Annotated in this window: 19 protein-coding genes; 16 read left to right on the forward strand and 3 right to left on the reverse strand. The window is 38.9% G+C overall.

All coding sequences use genetic code 11. The features are described 5' to 3' along the window. Positions 1 to 123 precede the first annotated feature (123 nt). From guaD to H3T55_RS06595, 5 genes are all read left to right on the forward strand, one after another. Positions 124 to 1,500: a guanine deaminase gene (gene guaD / locus H3T55_RS06575; RefSeq protein WP_225533855.1), complete on the forward strand. Its 1,377-nt coding sequence runs from the start codon at positions 124 to 126 to the stop codon at positions 1,498 to 1,500. Between the two features lies 1 nt (position 1,501). Then, positions 1,502 to 2,887, forward strand: coding sequence for a uracil-xanthine permease family protein (locus H3T55_RS06580; RefSeq protein ID WP_225533856.1), 1,386 nt, complete (start codon positions 1,502 to 1,504; stop codon positions 2,885 to 2,887). A 182-nt stretch (positions 2,888 to 3,069) separates the two neighbouring features. Continuing rightward, the gene (gene guaC / locus H3T55_RS06585; protein WP_225533857.1) at positions 3,070 to 4,047 is read left to right on the forward strand and encodes a GMP reductase; all 978 of its coding nucleotides are present in this window, start codon (positions 3,070 to 3,072) and stop codon (positions 4,045 to 4,047) included. A gap of 198 nt (positions 4,048 to 4,245) precedes the next feature. Beyond that, positions 4,246 to 4,566, forward strand: coding sequence for a PadR family transcriptional regulator (locus tag H3T55_RS06590; RefSeq protein WP_087640230.1), 321 nt, complete (start codon positions 4,246 to 4,248; stop codon positions 4,564 to 4,566). A 26-nt stretch (positions 4,567 to 4,592) separates the two neighbouring features. Further along, positions 4,593 to 5,573, forward strand: a complete 981-nt coding sequence (locus H3T55_RS06595; RefSeq protein WP_225533858.1) for a permease prefix domain 1-containing protein — start codon at positions 4,593 to 4,595, stop codon at positions 5,571 to 5,573. A gap of 93 nt (positions 5,574 to 5,666) precedes the next feature. Here H3T55_RS06595 and H3T55_RS06600 read toward each other — a convergent pair whose 3' ends face one another. Further along, the gene (locus tag H3T55_RS06600; protein ID WP_225533859.1) at positions 5,667 to 6,215 is read right to left on the reverse strand and encodes an ECF transporter S component; all 549 of its coding nucleotides are present in this window, start codon (positions 6,213 to 6,215) and stop codon (positions 5,667 to 5,669) included. A gap of 16 nt (positions 6,216 to 6,231) precedes the next feature. Then, on the reverse strand, positions 6,232 to 7,056 hold the full coding sequence (thiD, locus tag H3T55_RS06605) for a bifunctional hydroxymethylpyrimidine kinase/phosphomethylpyrimidine kinase (RefSeq protein WP_225533860.1): 825 nt from the start codon (positions 7,054 to 7,056) through the stop codon (positions 6,232 to 6,234). A gap of 556 nt (positions 7,057 to 7,612) precedes the next feature. On the opposite strand from thiD, the gene H3T55_RS06610 reads away from it, so the two are divergent. From H3T55_RS06610 to thrB, 8 genes are all read left to right on the forward strand, one after another. After that, positions 7,613 to 9,055 (forward strand): PLP-dependent aminotransferase family protein, encoded by a 1,443-nt coding sequence (locus H3T55_RS06610; RefSeq protein ID WP_225533861.1) that lies wholly within the window; start codon positions 7,613 to 7,615, stop codon positions 9,053 to 9,055. Between the two features lie 28 nt (positions 9,056 to 9,083). Then, complete coding sequence (locus H3T55_RS06615) at positions 9,084 to 9,809, forward strand: nitroreductase family protein (RefSeq protein WP_225533862.1); 726 nt, start codon at positions 9,084 to 9,086, stop codon at positions 9,807 to 9,809. 100 nt (positions 9,810 to 9,909) lie between these two features. Further along, a complete protein-coding gene (locus H3T55_RS06620; RefSeq protein WP_225533863.1) occupies positions 9,910 to 11,634 on the forward strand; it encodes a phospho-sugar mutase in 1,725 nt (574 codons plus the stop codon). Positions 11,635 to 11,708: 74 nt separating this feature from the next. Then, positions 11,709 to 12,485 (forward strand): pyrroline-5-carboxylate reductase, encoded by a 777-nt coding sequence (gene proC / locus H3T55_RS06625; RefSeq protein WP_225533864.1) that lies wholly within the window; start codon positions 11,709 to 11,711, stop codon positions 12,483 to 12,485. Positions 12,486 to 12,611: 126 nt separating this feature from the next. Continuing rightward, entirely contained in the window at positions 12,612 to 12,896 is a 285-nt protein-coding gene (locus H3T55_RS06630) for an ArsR/SmtB family transcription factor (RefSeq protein ID WP_225533865.1), read from the forward strand. 133 nt (positions 12,897 to 13,029) lie between these two features. Further along, positions 13,030 to 14,319 carry a homoserine dehydrogenase gene (locus H3T55_RS06635; protein WP_225533866.1) on the forward strand — a complete coding sequence of 430 codons (1,290 nt, stop codon included), beginning with the start codon at positions 13,030 to 13,032 and terminating at the stop codon, positions 14,317 to 14,319. Between the two features lie 4 nt (positions 14,320 to 14,323). Further along, positions 14,324 to 15,382, forward strand: a complete 1,059-nt coding sequence (gene thrC, locus H3T55_RS06640) for a threonine synthase (protein ID WP_087640221.1) — start codon at positions 14,324 to 14,326, stop codon at positions 15,380 to 15,382. Further along, positions 15,379 to 16,242: a homoserine kinase gene (gene thrB, locus H3T55_RS06645; protein WP_225533867.1), complete on the forward strand. Its 864-nt coding sequence runs from the start codon at positions 15,379 to 15,381 to the stop codon at positions 16,240 to 16,242. The genes thrC and thrB overlap by 4 nt, the downstream gene beginning before the upstream one ends. A 46-nt stretch (positions 16,243 to 16,288) precedes the next feature. On the opposite strand, the gene H3T55_RS06650 is transcribed toward thrB, so the two are convergent. Continuing rightward, the gene (locus H3T55_RS06650) at positions 16,289 to 17,143 is read right to left on the reverse strand and encodes a pyruvate, water dikinase regulatory protein (protein WP_087640219.1); all 855 of its coding nucleotides are present in this window, start codon (positions 17,141 to 17,143) and stop codon (positions 16,289 to 16,291) included. A 98-nt stretch (positions 17,144 to 17,241) separates the two neighbouring features. On the opposite strand from H3T55_RS06650, the gene H3T55_RS06655 reads away from it, so the two are divergent. The 3 genes from H3T55_RS06655 to H3T55_RS06665 all read left to right on the forward strand — a co-directional run bounded on the left by H3T55_RS06655 (position 17,242) and on the right by H3T55_RS06665 (position 18,525). Next, the gene (locus tag H3T55_RS06655; protein WP_087640218.1) at positions 17,242 to 17,670 is read left to right on the forward strand and encodes a Fur family transcriptional regulator; all 429 of its coding nucleotides are present in this window, start codon (positions 17,242 to 17,244) and stop codon (positions 17,668 to 17,670) included. A 204-nt stretch (positions 17,671 to 17,874) separates the two neighbouring features. Further along, complete coding sequence (rpsU, locus tag H3T55_RS06660) at positions 17,875 to 18,051, forward strand: 30S ribosomal protein S21 (protein ID WP_002356740.1); 177 nt, start codon at positions 17,875 to 17,877, stop codon at positions 18,049 to 18,051. A 24-nt stretch (positions 18,052 to 18,075) separates the two neighbouring features. Continuing rightward, on the forward strand, positions 18,076 to 18,525 hold the full coding sequence (locus H3T55_RS06665) for a GatB/YqeY domain-containing protein (RefSeq protein ID WP_087640217.1): 450 nt from the start codon (positions 18,076 to 18,078) through the stop codon (positions 18,523 to 18,525). Positions 18,526 to 18,567: the final 42 nt, after the last annotated feature.

Below are 18,567 nucleotides of genomic sequence, written 5' to 3' on the forward strand. Positions count from 1 at the left end.
CTGGAATAAAGTTCGTGTTTTGTTAGTTATCAACTTAATTCGTATTTTTTTATAAAAAAATATGGAATAAAGACGAATAATAATATATAATGTGTTGGTATTGTTATGGAAGGAGTAGCTGATTTGTTTAAATTTGTTGTAAAAGGAACGGCGTTCACTAGTCGTGACCAAAAAAATGTAGAGGTTTTACAAGATTCGTTATTTTGTATTTCAGAAGATGGGCTGATTGCAAAGATCATTCAGCCGGATGATGCAGGCTACAAAGAGACGATCCAGGAATATTCAGCAAAAGGACAATTGCAGGAGTTGGCATCGGATCAATATATTTTACCAGGCTTCGTCGATCTCCATATTCATGCGCCTCAATGGACACAAGCAGGAACAGCATTAGATCTTCCTTTGTATGAATGGCTGAATACTTATACGTTTCCGCTAGAGGCGAAGTTTTCTGATCAGGCATTTGCGGACCGAGTGTATTCAGATTTAGTCTCACAATTATTGAAAAATGGTACGACGACAGCTTTATATTTTGCTACGGTTCATCAAAAAGCAAGTCTTCGTTTAGCAGAAATCTGCAGTGAAAAAGGGCAAAGAGGTCTAGTTGGAAAGGTTGTCATGGATGATCCTGAACAAAATCCGGACTATTATCGCGACGATGATGCTAAAGTGGCGATTGCCGAGACAGAAGCGTTTATTCAGGAAGTGTTGGAACTTAACAAGCATACACCGCAAGGAGTCTATCCAGTTGTTACGCCAAGGTTCATTCCTAGTTGTACAGATAAGTCGTTAGAAGGATTAGGCGCTTTAGCTGCAAAATATGATGTCCATATTCAATCCCACTGCAGTGAAAGTGATTGGGCTCATGAGTATGTTAAGGAACGCTTTGGTAAAAATGATGCAGTTGCACTAAACGAATTTGGTTTACTTAGTGAAAAAGCGGTTATGGCTCATTGCGGCTTTCTTTCTGATGAAGACATGCAGTTGTTTGCTGAAAAAGGGACAGCAGTTGCTCATTGTCCTATCTCTAATGCTTACTTTGGTAACGCGGTGACACCAGTTGCCAAATTGCTCAATGAATATCAGGTAGAGGTAGGGTTAGGGAGTGACATATCTGGCGGTTTCTCTCCAAGCTTATTTGACAATATCAAACAGGCAGTTATTTCTTCTCGAATGTTAGAAGATGGAGTAGATAAAGATTGCTGCAGTGATAAACGTGGCGTGAAAGGCTCTAGTTTAACGTTAAATGAGGCGTTCTATTTAGCTACTGCAGGTGGCGGTGAATCATTGAGTCTTCCGATTGGCAAGTTGGCCGTTGATTATGCTTGGGATGTTCAATTTGTTACAACGAAAGGGCTGCCGATTTTTTCTGAAACAGAACCTTTATTGGATGTATTCCAAAAGATTATATATTTGTCTCGTCCTGAATGTATTCAAGAAGTGTGGGTCCAAGCTAGAAAAGTTTACGACAAAACAGTTGAACAACGAAAGGAAGAAAAATAAGATGTCAGAATCACACTCTAAAAAATCAGCATTGACAGTTGGTCCGAATGATGAACTTTCTATAGGGCAGTCTTTGCTTTTGGGCATTCAGCATGTGTTAGCGATGGATGTTTATGTCGTTCCATTTATTATTGCTTCAATTATTGGTTTAACTACAAAAGAATCATCAGCATTGATTCAGTCTACCTTTATTGCAGCAGGACTGGCAACGATCATTCAATCTTATTTTTGTATGAAATTACCTGTAGCGCAAGGGCCGTCTTTTATCCCAATCGGTGCGGTAGCCGGCATTTACTTTGCAAATAGTCAAAATGGTCAAGGCTGGGGAACTGTTTTGGGAGCTGGTCTGATCGGTGCAATACTTGTGATCATTTTAGGACTTACAGGCATTTTCAATCGTTTGATCAAAGCTTTCGTGCCGCCGATCGTGGGAGGAACGATCATTTTTATCGTAGGCTTATCTTTGATGCCTGTGGCTTTAAATGACAATGTTTTCAACGCGTCTGGTGATTTAGGGCAAAATATATTATTGGCTATCATTGCAGCAGCTTCTCTTATTTTGTTTGCTATGATTGGGTCACGTTTTCCTGGTAAAGGCAGGATTTTTCGAATCTCATCTGTGATATTAGCATTGATCATTGGCTCTTTCGCAGCTGAAATGATGGGTGTATTAGATTTATCAGCAGTTTCAAAAGCATCATTGATCAGCGTTCCCAGTTTGCCTTTTGTTGATTTCAGTTTTTCATTTGATTTATCTTCGATTTTAACAATGGTCATTATTTATGTTGTGTTGATGGCTGAAACGACAGGTACGTGGTTTGCGGTCAGTAATGTCTGTGAAGAACCATTGACAGATGAAAATATCAATCGAGGAGTTGTTGGTGAGGGGATCGGTTGTTTGATTGCTTCGTTACTGGGAACGACCCCCGTTACTGGATATTCAACAAATGCTGGAATTATTTCAATTACTGGCGTAGCTAGTAAAAAAGTGTTTGTAGCTGCTGGTGCTTGGTTTGTTGTTTTTGGTTTATCTGGAAAGCTATCTACATTGATTTCGTCTATTCCGTCTCCTGTCATTGGTGGAGTATTTGTTATTGTGTGCGGGATTATTTCAATCAGTGGTATCAAAGTGATCAAGGAAGTGGAGATCAATGAAAAAGAAATGTATGTGATCGCGATTCCGATGATTTTAACGTTAGCATTGACCTTGATTCCTGAAGAGTTTATTCAATCATTACCGCAATTTTTACAATATTTATTCGGTTCATCTGTTGCAACGGCTTCGATCGCAGCGATTCTCCTGAATCGGTTACTGCCTTCTGAAAAATCAGCAAAGTCGGAAGAGATAACACAAATGGGTTCTGGTGAGGCAGCACAGCTTAATTGATTAGATAATTGAATAAAACACGAACATTCGATGAGTTGTTTTGTATTTTTCGTCTTTTACCTTTGACTTTCAAATGGTTATAGTGTAAATTAGCATAGGCGCTTGTGAAATACGAACGATAAGGATTCTAATGTTCGTGTTTTTGCGTATTTTTAATTGAACTTGCTAGGAGGCAGTAAAGTATGAAAGTTTTTGATTACGAAGATGTCCAGTTGATCCCGAATAAATGTATCGTGGATAGTCGCTCAGAATGTGATACAACAGTGAAGCTAGGAGACCATAGCTTTAAAATGCCCGTTGTACCGGCGAATATGCAAACGATCGTGGATGACAAAATCGCAGAATTTTTAGCTGAAAATAACTATTTTTATATCATGCACCGTTTTGATGAAAGTGCACGAATTCCTTTTATTGAGAGAATGCAAGCTAAAGGGTTGATCACTTCGATCAGTGTTGGCGTGAAAGAAGGAGAATACCAGTTTGTTGAAGAATTAGCTCAACGTAACTTAGTTCCGGATTATGTAACGATTGATATTGCTCATGGTCATTCAAATACGGTGATCAATATGATTCAACATTTAAAAAAGCACTTACCAAAGACCTTTGTAATTGCAGGTAACGTAGGGACACCTGAAGCAGTCCGTGAGTTGGAAAATGCTGGAGCAGATGCGACAAAAGTCGGAATCGGACCAGGAAAAGTCTGTATTACTAAAATCAAAACAGGCTTTGGGACTGGCGGCTGGCAATTAGCAGCATTACGTTGGTGTGCCAAAGCAGCTAGAAAACCGATCATTGCGGATGGCGGGATCAGAACGCCGGGAGATATTGCAAAATCAGTTCGTTTTGGTGCGACAATGGTCATGATCGGTTCATTATTTGCTGGACATGAAGAATCTCCGGGAGAAACAAAAGTGGAGAATGGTGTCGTTTATAAGGAATATTTTGGCAGTGCATCAGAGTTCCAAAAAGGCGAGAAAAAGAATGTCGAAGGGAAAAAAATCTGGATTCAACATAAAGGAAGCTTAGTTGATACGTTAGTTGAAATGCAGCAAGATTTACAATCTTCGATTTCATATGCAGGCGGTCGAGATCTTGAAGCGATTCGTAAAGTCGATTATGTTATTGTGAAGAATTCGATTTTTAATGGAGATACTATTTAGAAACAGAATAGAGCTATCTACTCGTAAGAACTTTGCGTTTTTAAAGAGCAGATGCTAGATAAAAATACTGAGAAAAAGCGAATATGCTCTTTCTCAGTATTTTTTTACATATTTTACTTTACCTGTCGTAGTAATAGTGATATGATAATTACAACGACAGACGTAGTACGTTAGATGAAGTAATTTGGAGGTGATTGAATGATCGGCAGCGACGCAATTAGAGGATACAACGATACGTTCATTTTATCTGTTTTACAAGAAGGCGATTCTTACGGATACGCTATCTCTAAGCGAATCACTGAAATTTCCGATAACAACTATTCGATTAAAGAAACAACATTGTATTCAGCATTCAATCGGCTGGAAAAAAATGGATTCATCACATCATTTCCTGGACAGGTAACTCACGGGAAAAAGAGAACTTACTATAAAATCACCCAAGCTGGAAAAGAATATTTAGCAGAAAAAATAGCGGAATGGCAGCTGACTAAGAAAGTTGTCGAACGTTTTATCGACTAAGCGAGATGACCTAAGGAGGAAAAATAATGAAAACAATCAAAGACTATATCGACAGCTTATTTCTTGGAGTAGTTGAAACAAGCCAAACGAAACAATTGAAAGAGGATTTGTTGGCGAATGCTGAGGATCGCTATGAAGATTTAAAAAGTCAGGGGAAATCTGAAAACGAAGCCATTGGCAGTGTGATTGCCGGATTTGGTTCAATTGATGAGTTGCTGGATGAAATGAATATCAAGCAAGAATACATTGATGAAAAAGGCTATGAAATCGATGAAATCACTCTTGAAGAAGCGAATGATTTCTTGAGCGTCAGACACAGAGGAGCGACGTTGATCGGCATAGGTGTTATGTTGATCATGCTGGGAGCGGCACTTTGTTTTGCTTCGGCTGGAATAACAGAAAGTACAGAAAGTATGGGATTTGGTCTGTTGTTTCTATTCGTTGGGGCAGCCATTGGTGTACCGTTATTTATTATCGCAGGAACAAGTATGACGAATTCAAATAAGAAGCTGGATGATCGATTTATTTCTTTACAAGTTAAAAATGCAGTGAAGAAACGAAAAGAGCAGTTTCAGCGTTCATTTGTTTTTTGTATTGTGATTGGTGTTTCCTTGTGTATTTTATCGATCATTCCGATTGTCTTTCTGTCTTTGACTGATTTTTCAGAGGCAAATGAATTTATCGGTGTCGGCGGTATGTTCGCGATTGCTTCCTTTGGTGTTTTCTTTCTTATTTTTGGCGGTGTGATCATGGGCAGTTTTACTAAGATGATCGATCAGACCTATTTTGTTTCTGATGAGGATAAACCAGGACCTAAAGCCACTGCGGAACGAAACAAAAAAATGCCAAGTTGGCTGCAAACCATAGAGAAAATTTATTGGCCTATCGTAACAGGAATTTTCTTTTTCCAAGGATTTTTCTTAGGAAATTGGGGAACTGCTTGGACAATTTTCCCAGTAGCGGGGATACTCTTTTGGATTTTGGAGAGTATTTTCGGTGAGGAATAAAAAGTTAAAGGGACGGTGTCATAACTTTATGAGTTATGACACCGTCCCTTTTTTCTCGAAATTGAATACTACTGTTCAACTTCTTTTAAATAGCTAAAATGATTGCTTTGAAAAAATAGCCGACATGGCTTTTTTTAATGGAAAGTAAACAAGCGTTACGATAATGATTGTTGTTGCGACATTTACTAAAGTAGCTGGCAGTTTGGACAGAGCACTGGCAAAAGCTACATTAAAGTTTGCTCCTGCCATCAGACCCATCACTGTATTTTTTAGTTGGGTCATAATGATTTTAGCAAGACCAGTCACGCTAGCAATTACGATGATTTTACTGATCGTATCTACGTTTTGCTTGAAAAAAAGAATCATCAATGCAGCTGCTCCTCCAACGATGAAGCTTTCTAAGATAAAATAGGGAGCTTCGGCAGCAAAGCCATTCAGTAAATCAAAAATAGCAAAGCCTAAGCCGCCAGCTAAAGCACCTTTTTTATAGCCGATCAACAGAACGGCCAATAGTAAGACAGTGTTGCCTAAATGAACGAATGCCCCTGTAGGCAAGGGAATTTTCAGCATCGTACCTAAGACAGTTAGAGCGGTAAATAAACCTATCAAAACGATAGAGGTCGTTGAATGTTGTTTTGTCATCACAAGTCTCCCTTTGCTACTTTTCATTCATCCGGTCTTCTGCATGGTTATAAGCACCGTGCCAAACATGACCAAGGAAAGGATTGATTTTTTGTCCATTTTTAATAGCAGCCGCTACAAATTTTTTCGCTAAAGCAACTGATTTTTCTACAGAATAACCTTTTGCAAGACCAGCTGTAACAGCCGCAGCAAATGTACAGCCTGCGCCGTGGTTAAAATCAGTGGCAAAAAGTTCTTCTTCAAATATTGTGAACTCAGAGCCATCGTAAAACAAATCGATCGCTTTATCTATATTCAAACGGTGTCCGCCTTTGATAACAACATTTTTAGGTCCTAAGTTTAGAATCTTTTTTGCTGCTTCTTTCATTTGTTCAACAGAAGTCAGATCTCCCATTTCGGAAAGAATCCCAGCTTCTACTAAATTAGGTGTAGTGATAGTTGCTTTAGGCAAAAGTAAACGAGCCATAGCAGCTACATTTTCCGGCTGTAGCAACTCGCTTGTTCCTTTACAAGCCATTACTGGATCGATAACGATATTTTCCATTGAAAAATTATCAATATACTTTCGAGTAATTTCGATTGCTTCGATCGTTCCCAGCATTCCGGTTTTCATTGCATCAAGTGGTGCCCCTGCAAAAATCGTTTTAAGCTGTCTTTCAACTAAATCAGGTTCTATAGGTGTAACTAAATGACTCCAACCCTCATCAGGATCCATTGTCACAATACTTGTCAAAGCAGAAAAACCAAATGTGCCATACTCTTCAAATGTTTTTAAATCCGCCTGAATCCCAGCACCACCGCTAGAATCAGAACCGGCAACAGTCAATACTTTTTTTATCATCTTCTAACCTCTATTCACTTTTTGATTTAACATCTGTATTGTAAAACAAATCAAAGTTGACAAAAACAGCCAATTGGGTTATTTTCAGGTCATCCAATTACTGTGAAACACAAAGAACGAAGAGAATTGATGTTGAACAGTACAAGGCGACCGAAGGGAGAGTTGTGACCTTCGTAAGAAACACAAAGAACGAAGAGAATTGATGTTGAACAGTACAAGGCGACCGAAGGGAGAGTTGTGACCTTCGTAAGAAACACAAAGAACGAAGAGAATTGATGTTGAGCAGTACAAGGTGACCAAAGGAAGAGTTGTAACTTTGGTAAAAAACACAAAAAACGAAATGAATTGATTTTTGAGAAGTACACTCCAACTAAAGAGAGCCACGACCTTTTCAAACACCAAAAATCATGGAATGATCAAATACCGGGTAATATAAATGAGAAAGACGAGAAGTATGATAACTAAATATTTACAGATAAAAGAAATGTTATCTGGTCTTCAGCGGTAAAAGACAAAAAAATTCAAATAGTGATCGTCAAAAAAGGAGAGAATAAGCATGTGGACGTTAAGAAAAGAAAAGAATGTTCCTATTTATATCAGCATTATCGATCTGATTCTATCATACATAAAAAATGGTGACCTCCTTCCAGGGGAACGTTTACCTTCGGAAAGAAAATTGGCTGATTTATTCAACGTGAATCGTTCAACAGTCGTTCATGCATTAGATGAGCTAGTAGCTTTAGGCTGGATCATAAGAAAACAAGGAAGCGGGACGATCGTCAATGAAGGGAAATGGGGAATCACTACTGCTCCAAGAACGAATTGGCGTAATTATCTGGAACAAAATGCTTTTGCAAAAGTTGATCCCTTTGTCGAGCAGATCGAAGAGCTTATTCGATCTTCAAAAGAAAATATACTGGATCTTTATACAGGTGAGTTGCCGTTGGATTTGATTCCCAGCTTTGCTTTTCCTCCGCTTACATGGAAGCATTTTTTAGAAGAGGAGCAGCAGGATGATTTAGGCTATTTGCCATTAAGAACATCATTAAGTCGAGAGATGGAGAAGGAATATCGTTTTAGCTTGCCGGCTGAAAGTATTTTGATTACCTCTGGTGCACAGCAAGCACTATTTTTGATTTTGCAGGTTTTATTATCGCCAGGAGACAGCGTAGCCATTGAAGATCCCTCTTTTTTTTATGCACTGCCTATTTTCCAGGCCGCTGGAATTCGTTTATATGGAGTGAAAATGAATCAGGAAGGGATCTGTTTAGATGAATTGGAAAGAGCGATTCGTCAGCATCGAATCAAAATGGTCATGGTCAATCCATCATTCCAAAATCCTACAGGCAAAACAATGTCAATGAAACGACGTGAGGGCTTAGTCAAGCTTTGTCAAGAATATCAGATCCCGATTTTAGAAGATGATGTTTTCGCAAAATTAAATTTTATTCCAAGTGAGGAAATTCCACCGCTAAAAAAACTAGATCCTGAAAATGTGCTCTATATTGGTTCCTTGTCCAAAATTTTAGGGTCAACGACCAAAATTGGGTGGCTAAGTGCTCCAGCCTCTGTTAATCAACAAATAGCAGAAGCAAGGAAGATGATGGATTTTTCGTTGAGTATCTTCCCACAGGTCTTAGCAAATTTAGCATTGACAGATGAAGACTATTCAAGAAAAATCGCTACGTTGACACACGAGGTTGAAGCAAGAGGTCAAGCTGTTTATGACATTGTCACTCAAATGTCTGATTGGGAAGCTGAAAAGCCAAAAGGTGGTTATTATCTCTGGGCTAAATGGCGGCATGGAGAATTACGTCAAAAAGACTGGGCTATATTTTTGCAAGAAGGATTGCTGATTGCGCCTAGCTTTTTTTACAGTGAGAAGCGTGATAGTATTCGTATCAACTTTTCTAGAGTCAGTCAACAAAATGTTACAGCGTTTCAAGAAAAGCTTGCTCGTATTACCGAAAAAATTAGATTAGATTTCCCAAGACTATGATAAAATGAAGAAAACGGAGGGATTTACTATGAATGAAACGTTAGAATTATTGAAAAATCGTCGTAGTTTTCGGGACTTTGATGAAGAGTATGTACTGCCTAAAAAAGAGCTGCAGGAAATTTTGGATGCGGCACGTCAAGCGCCGAGTTGGATGAATGGTCAATTTTACAGCATTATCGTCCTTCAAGATAAAAAAATAAGAAAGCAGCTGGTTGAATGGAATCCGGGGAATCCTCAGATACTAAAAAGTTCTGTATTTTTGATTTTTGTTGCAGATCTTTATCGGACGAAAATGGTTAGCGCTGCGTATGAATCTGCGTATCAAATAGAAGAGAGTGTTGAATCTTTGTTAGTCGCAACAACGGATGCGGCTTTGGCATTGGAAAATGCCGTCATTGCGGCCGAAAGCTTGGACTTAGGTTCTGTCGTTGTTGGTAGTATTCGTAAGCATGGAAAAGAAATCAGTCGATTATTAAACCTTCCTGAAATGACTGTACCGTTGTTTGGTCTTAGTATTGGAAAGCCGATCGTCGAAATGAAGGTAAAGCCTCGACTACCGCAAGCAGCAGTTATACATTTTGAACATTACCAACCATACACTTATGAACTGATCGAGCAATATGATCAAACCATGGAACTGTTTGGTGAAGCGAGAGAAACGAAACGCTGGAGTCAAAAATTTGCGGATTACTTTGCAGCTGATGCAACGATGGTTACGGATCAACTGTTAAAGATGCAAGGTTTACTGAAATAAGAGCAGTTGTTCTTTTTGCGAGCCATTACTTTCTTATAGCGCAATGGAATGGTATACTTACTAATGGGTAAGATCACAAATGATAAAAGAGGTGCTAAACATGTCTTGGGAACAAGTCTATGAAAAGTGGATAAATGAAGAAAATATACCAGAAAATTTAAAAAAAGAGCTAAAAGATTTAAAAGAAGACCCTGAAAAGTGTGAAGATGCTTTTTACGCGCCGTTAGAGTTTGGAACGGCAGGTATGCGTGGAATTTTAGGTGCGGGAATCAACCGTATGAACATTTTTACGATTCGTCAAGCGACAGAAGGTTTGGCTCGTTTTATGGATGCTCAAGATGCAGAGACGAAGCGACGTGGTGTTGCAATTGCGTATGATTCACGTCACATGTCACCAGAATTTGCGATGGAAGCTGCTAAAACATTGGCGAAGCATGATATTCCAGCATTTGTCTTTGAAAGTTTGCGTCCAACACCAGAATTGTCTTTTGCTGTTCGACACTTGAATGCTTTTACAGGAATCATGATCACAGCGTCTCATAATCCAGCTGCGTATAATGGATACAAAGTTTACGGAGCAGACGGTGGACAAATGCCTCCGGCAGATGCAGACGCTCTGACAAGATATGTTCGTGAAGTTGAAAATCCCTTAAAAGTGGAAGTCTTGTCTGAGAACGAAGCGAAGGCAAGTGACTTGATCACGATCATTGGTGATGAAGTAGACAATGCCTATTTGAAAGAAATCAAAGCCGTAACGATCGATCAAGCATTGATCGACGAGATGGGCAAAGAACTGAAGCTTGTTTATACACCGCTTCATGGAACAGGTACGATGCTAGGTGAGAAGGCATTGAGACAAGCAGGGTTCGAAAAATTTATATTAGTTCCTGAACAAGCTATTGCTGATCCAGATTTTACAACAGTTAAATCTCCTAATCCAGAGGAGCATTCAGCATTTGAGTATGCTATTCGCTTGGGAGAAAAAGAAGATGCTGATCTGCTGATTGCAACAGATCCTGATGCTGATCGTTTAGGAGCAGCTGTTCGCTTACCGGATGGTTCTTATCAAGTCTTGACTGGAAACCAATTAGGCGCGATCATGATCCAGTATATTTTGGATGCACATCAAAAAGCAGGGACGCTTCCTGAAAATGCGGTCGTCTTGAAATCGATCGTATCCAGTGAATTAGCAACAGCAGTCGCAGAAAAATACAATACAAAAATGGTCGATGTTCTGACTGGATTCAAGTTTATTGCGGAAAAAATCGAGCAATATGAGGAAGATCATTCCCAAACCTTCATGTTTGGTTTTGAAGAAAGTTATGGCTATTTGATCAAGTCATTCGTACGCGACAAAGATGCGATTCAAGCACTCGTTTTACTGGCAGAAGTTGCAGCTTTTTATAAGAAGCAAGGAAAAACACTTTATGACGGCTTGCAGGATATTTTTGCAGAATACGGCTATTTTGAAGAAAAAACTATTTCTGTGACCTTGAGCGGGATTGAAGGTAGTGCTAAAATCCAGGCCTTGATGAAAAAATTCCGTGATGAAGCGCCATCATCTTTTGCTGGGATCAATGTTGTTCAAACAGAAGACTTCAAAGCGTTGACCCGGACATTTGTAGATGGAAGACAAGAAAAACTTTCAACACCACCGTCAGATGTGCTCAAGTATTTCTTGGAGGATGGCAGTTGGATCGCTATTCGACCGTCTGGAACAGAACCGAAAATCAAATTCTACTTGGCGACAAAAGCCTTGTCTAAAGCAGAAGCAGATCAAAAGATTTTGGATTTTGAAGCGGCAGTTAATGCATTAACTGAATAAAATGATCAGGACTGAAAAAACTAGAGATAAAGGTTGATTCAGTCCTTTTTTCGAAAAGAATAGGAGTGAAAGAGATGAATATTGGATTTATCGGAGCTGGACATATGGGAAGTGCGATGATCGAAGGATTATTGAAAGCTCAGATAGTAGCACCAGAACATTTATATGTTAAAGGCGGTTCAAGCGGTACAGCTGAAGTTCTTCAGCAAAAATTAGGTTTTAACCTAATCAAAGATTATTCAGCATTCAAAGAATGCCAAGTGATTTTTATTGCTACAGGAGCGAAGATCGTTTTGGATATATTGAAGGAAGCTGCTTCATTCATGTCAGAAAATACCATTTTGATTTCTGTTGCAACAGGTCATACAGTTGCAGACGCAAAGGAAATACTAGGAAATGAAATCTATGTGGTTCATGCGATTCCTAATACACCAGTCAGTGTGAATGAAGGAATGATCGGTGCCGCTTTTGATCCTGAAATGCCGAATGCAGTCAAAGATGAGGCGCTTCGTGTCTTAAGTTCTTTAGGAAAAGTAGAAGAAGTCAATGAATCGATTCTTGGAACCTTTGGTACAGTGGCTGGTTGCAGTCCAGCTTTTGTAGATATCTTTATGGAAGCTTTGGCTGATGGAGCTGTCATGGAAGGAATGTCTCGCAATTTGGCCTATGAAGTCGTCGCTCAAATGATGCTAGGATCAGCCAAGCTAGCGATCGAAACGAAAAAGCATCCTGGAGAGCTGAAAGATGGTGTGACCTCACCAGGCGGCAGCACGATCAAGGGAGTAGCCGCTTTAGAGAAAAATGGGTTCAGATACGCAGTTATTGATGCGATCAAGCAAGCAAATCAGTAAGAAAACGGCAACTGGAATTCTCAAAGGATTTCAGTTGTTTTTTCATATTATTAAAGAAAAACGTTCCTCTTTTGAAAAGATATTTGTTATAATAAACGAGACTGAATCACGAAAGGAGACACAACAGTGACTGAAGAAGAAATAAAAAAAGTTAGCCAGCTCTATAAAGTATTGAGTGACCCGACAAGATTACGTATTTTATTACTGTTGAAGCAGGGAGAATTAAATGTGACTTCAATTGGAGAAGAACTCTCAATGGAACAATCTGCCGTGTCTCATCAATTAAGACTTTTACGCGATACACATGTTGTGAGATCGAGAAGACAAGGGAAAACAATTTATTATACCTTGGATGATCATCATGTCATCGATATTTTGAATCAAACATTTGAACATATCAAACACCAATAACTTACCTTTTCTTGGATCCTTAAGGGAAATTCAAAGAAAAGGGTAGTTTTTTTTGTGGCAGTTCGTTATACTAGAAACATGATTTATTAGAAGAAAATGAAATATTTCTAATTTTACAGTTGGAGGAAGAAAAATGAAGGAAAAATTGAACATCGGTTTACTCGGGTTAGGGACAGTTGGCTCTGGTGTACCAACGATTTTAAAAGAACATCAAGAAAAGATTTCTCAAGTGACTGGGATGGAGATCGCCATTTCTAAAGCACTTGTGCGTGACGAGGAAGAAAAAAGACGTCAAGCAGAGAAGTTTGATATTCAACTGACCACAAACATCGACGATATTCTTAATGATGATGACATCCAGATCGTTATTGAATTGATCGGAAAAGTAGAACCGGCTAAAACCTTCATTACTCAAGCTCTTGAAAAAGGGAAACATATTGTTACAGCTAATAAGGATCTACTTGCACAGCACGGCAGTGAATTGGTGGCTTTAGCCCAAAAGAATCATTGTGACTTGTATTATGAAGCAAGTGTTGCAGGCGGCATTCCTATTTTACGTACGATCGCTAATAGCTTAGCAGCGGATAATATTCAAAAGGTTTTAGGGATCGTCAATGGGACAACGAATTATATGCTGACCCAGATGGTTTCAGAGAAAAAATCATATGAACAGGCTTTAAAAGAGGCGCAAGAATTAGGTTTTGCTGAATCGGACCCAACAAATGATGTAGATGGGATCGATGCAGCGTATAAGATGGTTATTTTAAGTCAATTTGCATTTGGCATGAATGTACGTTTAGATCAAGTAGATACACGTGGCATTAGGGGATTATCTTTAGATGATGTTGAAATGGCTGCTCAATTAGGGTATGAAGTAAAACTAATTGGTTCTTCAGAAAATCAGTCTGGTCGTATTGCGGTCGAAGTTGGACCGATGTTAGTGGCTAAAGCTCATCCAATTGCTTCTGTGAGAAATGAGTTTAATGCTGTTTTTATTGAAAGTTCAGGCGTAGGCGAGTCGATGTATTATGGACCAGGAGCAGGTGCCAAACCGACTGCAACTAGTGTTGTCAGTGATATCATCACCATTGCTAAAAACATTCGTTTAGGGACAACAGGCCATATGTTCAATGCCTATCAACATGACACAAAATTAGCAGATGATCAGGATACTTCAGGAAAATACTATTTTTCTATAGGAGTGCCGGACAGACATGGTCAAATTTTGAAGTTGACTCAAATCATGACCAATGCCAATGTTAGTTTTGATCAGTTGGTACAGCAAAAATCAGACGGTACAAGAGCTAGAATCGTTGCAATTACCCATACGATCACTAAGGCGCAAATGAAAGCAGTCATCAAAGAAATCGAATCAACGAATGATTTTGAACTTTTAAACACATTTAAAGTATTGGAGGACTAGAAACATGTATGAAGGATTATTAAAACAATATAAGGAATATTTACCTATTACAGATAAAACACCTATGATTTCATTAGCAGAAGGGAATACTCCGTTGATTCCTTTACACAATTTATCAAAGGAATTAGGAATCAATTTATATGGCAAGTATGAAGGATTGAATCCGACTGGTTCATTTAAGGATCGCGGAATGGTCATGGCAGTTGCTAAGGCAGTTGAAGAAGGCGCAAAAGCAATTGTTTGCGCCTCAACAGGAAATACTAGTGCGGCAGCAGCAGCTTATGCTACAAGAGCAGGAGTGAAAGCCTATGTTGTGATCCCAGATGGAAAAATCGCGATGGGGAAATTAGCACAAGCGATTATTTACGGTGCAGACATCATTTCTATTCCTGGAAATTTTGATGAAGCACTTAAAGCAGTTCGTGATATTGCTAAAACTGAAGCAGTCGCATTAGTGAATTCAGTCAATCCATACCGTTTGGAAGGACAAAAGACTGCTGCCTTTGAAGTCTGTGAACAGCTTGGTAAAGCACCGGATGTTTTAGCGATTCCTGTTGGAAACGCCGGAAATATTTCTGCTTACTGGAAAGGTTTTAAAGAATGGCATGATGTAAAAGGAACACTTTTACCGCGTATGCATGGCTTTGAAGCAGAAGGGGCAGCGGCGATCGTAAAAGGTGAGCCGATCGATCAGCCGGAAACAATTGCTACAGCGATTCGAATCGGTAATCCTGCTAGCTGGAAGTTGGCAGAAGCTGCCAGAGATGAGTCGAATGGACATATTGATGCAGTCACAGATGAAGAGATTTTGAATGCATATCGTAAGGTTGCTGCACAAGACGGTGTTTTTGTTGAACCAGGTTCTGCAGCATCCCTTGCTGGCGTTATTCAACATGTAAAAAATGGAAAAATCAAAGCAGGTGAAACAGTGGTTGCTGTTTTCACAGGGAATGGACTTAAAGATCCTGATACTGCAATCAATGCGACAGATGTGAAAATTTCTAAAATGAGTGATTTAGAAGAGATGCGGATGCATCTACGTAATGGAGTGTCTGAACTATGAAAATAAGAGTTCCTGCTACGAGTGCAAATTTGGGTCCAGGTTTTGACTCATGTGGTATTGCATTGTCACAATATCTGAGTATTGAAGTCTTGGAAAATGCGGATGAGTGGCAGATTATTCATTCTTTAGGAGCTGATATTCCATCAGATAAAACAAATTTACTACTTCAAACGGCACTGAAATTAGCACCGAAACTCGCGCCGAAAGTTTTAAAAATGACCTCGGACATTCCTTTGGCTCGAGGATTAGGCAGTAGTTCAAGTGTGATCGTTGCCGGTATTGAACTTGCAAATCGCTTAGGTAATTTGAACTTATCTCAAAAAGACAAACTACAGATTGCAACAGAGATCGAAGGACATCCCGATAACGTTGCTCCTGCGATTTGCGGGGATTTTGTGGTTGCAAGCTATGTGGACGGAGATGTTCATTATGTTAAGCATCATTTTCCGTTGTGCGACGTTATTGCATATGTCCCCGATGTTCATTTATTGACATCTGAAAGCCGTAGTGTGCTTCCTGATAGTATGCCTTATAAAGAAGCAGTCAAGGCGAGCTCAATCGCCAACGTTATGATCGCAGCAATTTTAAATGGTAATTTACCATTGGCAGGAGTGATGATGGAGGAAGACCGGTGGCATGAAGCTTATCGTCGTAAATTAGTTCCTCATTTGGATAAAATACGTGCATTGGGCCAAGAGGTCGGTGTTTATGGGGCTTTTTTAAGTGGAGCTGGGCCAACCGTATTAATTTTATCTCCAGAAGAAAAGACCAGTCAAATGGTCAGAGAACTGGAAAAACTACCAATATCAGCATCGATCAATGTCTTATCGATCGATCAAGAAGGCATTCAAGTATTTTAAGAATAAAAAAGACGACGGAGCATTACGATCCGTGCGTCTTTTTTTGTTATTCTGGTGATTCCGTTGCGTAATAGCTATGGTCTTCTAAGTTCAATGCATTTAAAATCATGGAAGCTGTTTCCTCAATCGATAAAGAAGCTACATTGATTACTTCGCAACCAATTTTTTTGTAAAGATCGTTGGCGAATGTCAACTCTTTTTTGATTTTTTCGATATCTGAATAAGAAGTATCTGCCGGCAAGCCATAGGTTCTCATCCGTTCTTTCCGAATTCCATTTAAAATATCTGGATCATTCGTTAGACCGACAATTTTTTTAGGGTTCGTTTCCCAAAGCTGTTTCGGTAAATGTGCTTCAGGGATCAATGGTAAATTTGCCACTTTCAGATTCTTATTCGCTAAGAAAAGGCTAAGTGGTGTTTTCGAGGTTCTTGAGACGCCTAACAAAAGAACATCAGCCTCCAAAAATCCGCGAGGGTCTTTGCCATCATCGTATTTTACCGCAAATTCCATTGCTTCGATCCGCTTGAAATAATTCTCATTTAAATGGTGTAAAGCACCTGGCTCACGTGTTGGAGCAATTCCAGTCAAGCGCTCGATCTCAGCGACAGGAGGAGTCAATATATCAAAGTGGTACATATTGTGTTCTTCAAAAAAATCATTTGCAATTTTTACAAGACGATCATTAACAATAGTATGAAGAACCATTGCGTTTTCACGCTTGGCATCTTCTAAGGCTTTTTTCAATTTTTCCTCTTCTTTTGCAAAAGTTCGTCTAAATAATGAAAAGTCTACAGTAGGATATTGCGCCATTGATGCAGCTGCCAATTTGGAAGCAGTCTCACCTGCAGAATCAGAAATTACAAAGATCGTTACGCATTTTTTTTGTTCGTCATTTGTCATAGTAGCATTCCTCTCTTGCTTTTTTGATAATTTTATTATACCATACCTTCATAAATCTTATTCGTAATGATTCTGATTTATTGATTGGAGGAAAAGTTATGTCACAGTCAAATTCAAAAGTCGAGCAATCGTTAATGGTCATGAAGGAAAATGGTTTAAAATATACAAAAAAGAGAGAAGCGATCATCACCTACCTGATCCGACGCAACCGATATATAACAGCAAAAGAAGTCTATGAATTCATGAACAAAGAATATAAGGGGGTAAGTTATGATACGATCTATCGTAACTTACATGACTTTGAAATGATGAATCTATTAGAAGCAACTGATTTGAATGGAGAAAAAAAATTCCGTTTCCATTGTTGTCAAGAAGTTGGTCATCATCATCATTTTATTTGTACAGTTTGCGGAAAAACGAAAGAGATCCATATGTGTCCAATGGACTTCTTCAAAGAGCAATTGAGCGGCTGTGAAATTGAAGGACATCGCTTTGAAATTTTCGGTCGTTGTGAAGAATGTCGATGAGATGTTTCAAGAATTAGGCGTTCGATTCTGCAAGTGTTTAAAAAAATAATCATTTTGCTACTTTTTCCTATATTTTTTACGAGTAAAGGTTGACGTTAAAATAACCTTTCGATATAATATAGAAAGAACGGTATTTTGTTTATGACTAAATATTCATAAATATAAAAAACGGTTACTTTTTAAGCTCGGAGGGAGGGAATTAACATGTCAAAAACTGTCGTTCGTAAAAACGAATCTCTTGACGATGCTCTTCGTCGCTTCAAACGTTCCGTTTCAAAAGCGGGTACTTTACAAGAATCTCGTAAACGTGAATTCTACGAAAAACCAAGTGTAAAGCGTAAGAAAAAATCTGAAGCAGCTAGAAAACGTAAAAAATTCTAGTTTCGATGAATTGGAGTTGGTTGTATGTCATTACTAACAACATTGAATGACGATATCAAAACAGCGATGAAGTCTAAAGATAAAGAAACGTTATCTGTACTTCGCATGTTAAAAGCAGCCATTCAAAACGAGCAGATTAAAGCCAACCGTGATTTGGACGGAGAAGAAGAGTTGACAGTTTTATCTCGTGAGATGAAACAACGTAGAGACTCTCTATCAGAGTTTGAAAAAGCGGGACGTGATGATCTTGCTGACAAAGTAAAAATCGAAATCACAATTGTTGAAAAATATATGCCGAAGCAACTTTCTGAAGAAGAAATTCGTCAGATCGTTCAGACGGCAATTGATCAGACTGGAGCTTCTTCACCAAAAGAATTTGGTAAAGTCATGTCAGCTGTGATGCCCGCAGTTAAAGGGAAAGCAGACGGCAATCAAGTCAATGCAATTGTAAAAGAATTACTACAAGAGAAATAACCGAGATAAAAAAACCAGCGGATATCCGTTGGTTTTTTTGTC

Origin of the sequence: Enterococcus sp. S22(2020) (assembly GCF_020295385.1) — a bacterium.
GTDB classification, from domain to species: Bacteria; Bacillota; Bacilli; order Lactobacillales; family Enterococcaceae; genus Enterococcus_L; species Enterococcus_L dunnyi.

Coding starts and splice junctions, on each gene's coding strand:
- H3T55_RS06580 (WP_225533856.1), top strand. CDS start 1,502: ATGTCAGAATCACACTCTAAAAAATCAGCATTGACAGTTGGTCCGAAT.
- guaC (WP_225533857.1), top strand. CDS start 3,070: ATGAAAGTTTTTGATTACGAAGATGTCCAGTTGATCCCGAATAAATGT.
- H3T55_RS06590 (WP_087640230.1), top strand. CDS start 4,246: ATGATCGGCAGCGACGCAATTAGAGGATACAACGATACGTTCATTTTA.
- H3T55_RS06595 (WP_225533858.1), top strand. CDS start 4,593: ATGAAAACAATCAAAGACTATATCGACAGCTTATTTCTTGGAGTAGTT.
- H3T55_RS06600 (WP_225533859.1), bottom strand. CDS start 6,215: ATGACAAAACAACATTCAACGACCTCTATCGTTTTGATAGGTTTATTT.
- thiD (WP_225533860.1), bottom strand. CDS start 7,056: ATGATAAAAAAAGTATTGACTGTTGCCGGTTCTGATTCTAGCGGTGGT.
- H3T55_RS06610 (WP_225533861.1), top strand. CDS start 7,613: ATGTGGACGTTAAGAAAAGAAAAGAATGTTCCTATTTATATCAGCATT.
- H3T55_RS06615 (WP_225533862.1), top strand. CDS start 9,084: ATGAATGAAACGTTAGAATTATTGAAAAATCGTCGTAGTTTTCGGGAC.
- H3T55_RS06620 (WP_225533863.1), top strand. CDS start 9,910: ATGTCTTGGGAACAAGTCTATGAAAAGTGGATAAATGAAGAAAATATA.
- proC (WP_225533864.1), top strand. CDS start 11,709: ATGAATATTGGATTTATCGGAGCTGGACATATGGGAAGTGCGATGATC.
- H3T55_RS06635 (WP_225533866.1), top strand. CDS start 13,030: ATGAAGGAAAAATTGAACATCGGTTTACTCGGGTTAGGGACAGTTGGC.
- thrC (WP_087640221.1), top strand. CDS start 14,324: ATGTATGAAGGATTATTAAAACAATATAAGGAATATTTACCTATTACA.
- thrB (WP_225533867.1), top strand. CDS start 15,379: ATGAAAATAAGAGTTCCTGCTACGAGTGCAAATTTGGGTCCAGGTTTT.
- H3T55_RS06650 (WP_087640219.1), bottom strand. CDS start 17,143: ATGACAAATGACGAACAAAAAAAATGCGTAACGATCTTTGTAATTTCT.
- H3T55_RS06655 (WP_087640218.1), top strand. CDS start 17,242: ATGTCACAGTCAAATTCAAAAGTCGAGCAATCGTTAATGGTCATGAAG.
- rpsU (WP_002356740.1), top strand. CDS start 17,875: ATGTCAAAAACTGTCGTTCGTAAAAACGAATCTCTTGACGATGCTCTT.
- H3T55_RS06665 (WP_087640217.1), top strand. CDS start 18,076: ATGTCATTACTAACAACATTGAATGACGATATCAAAACAGCGATGAAG.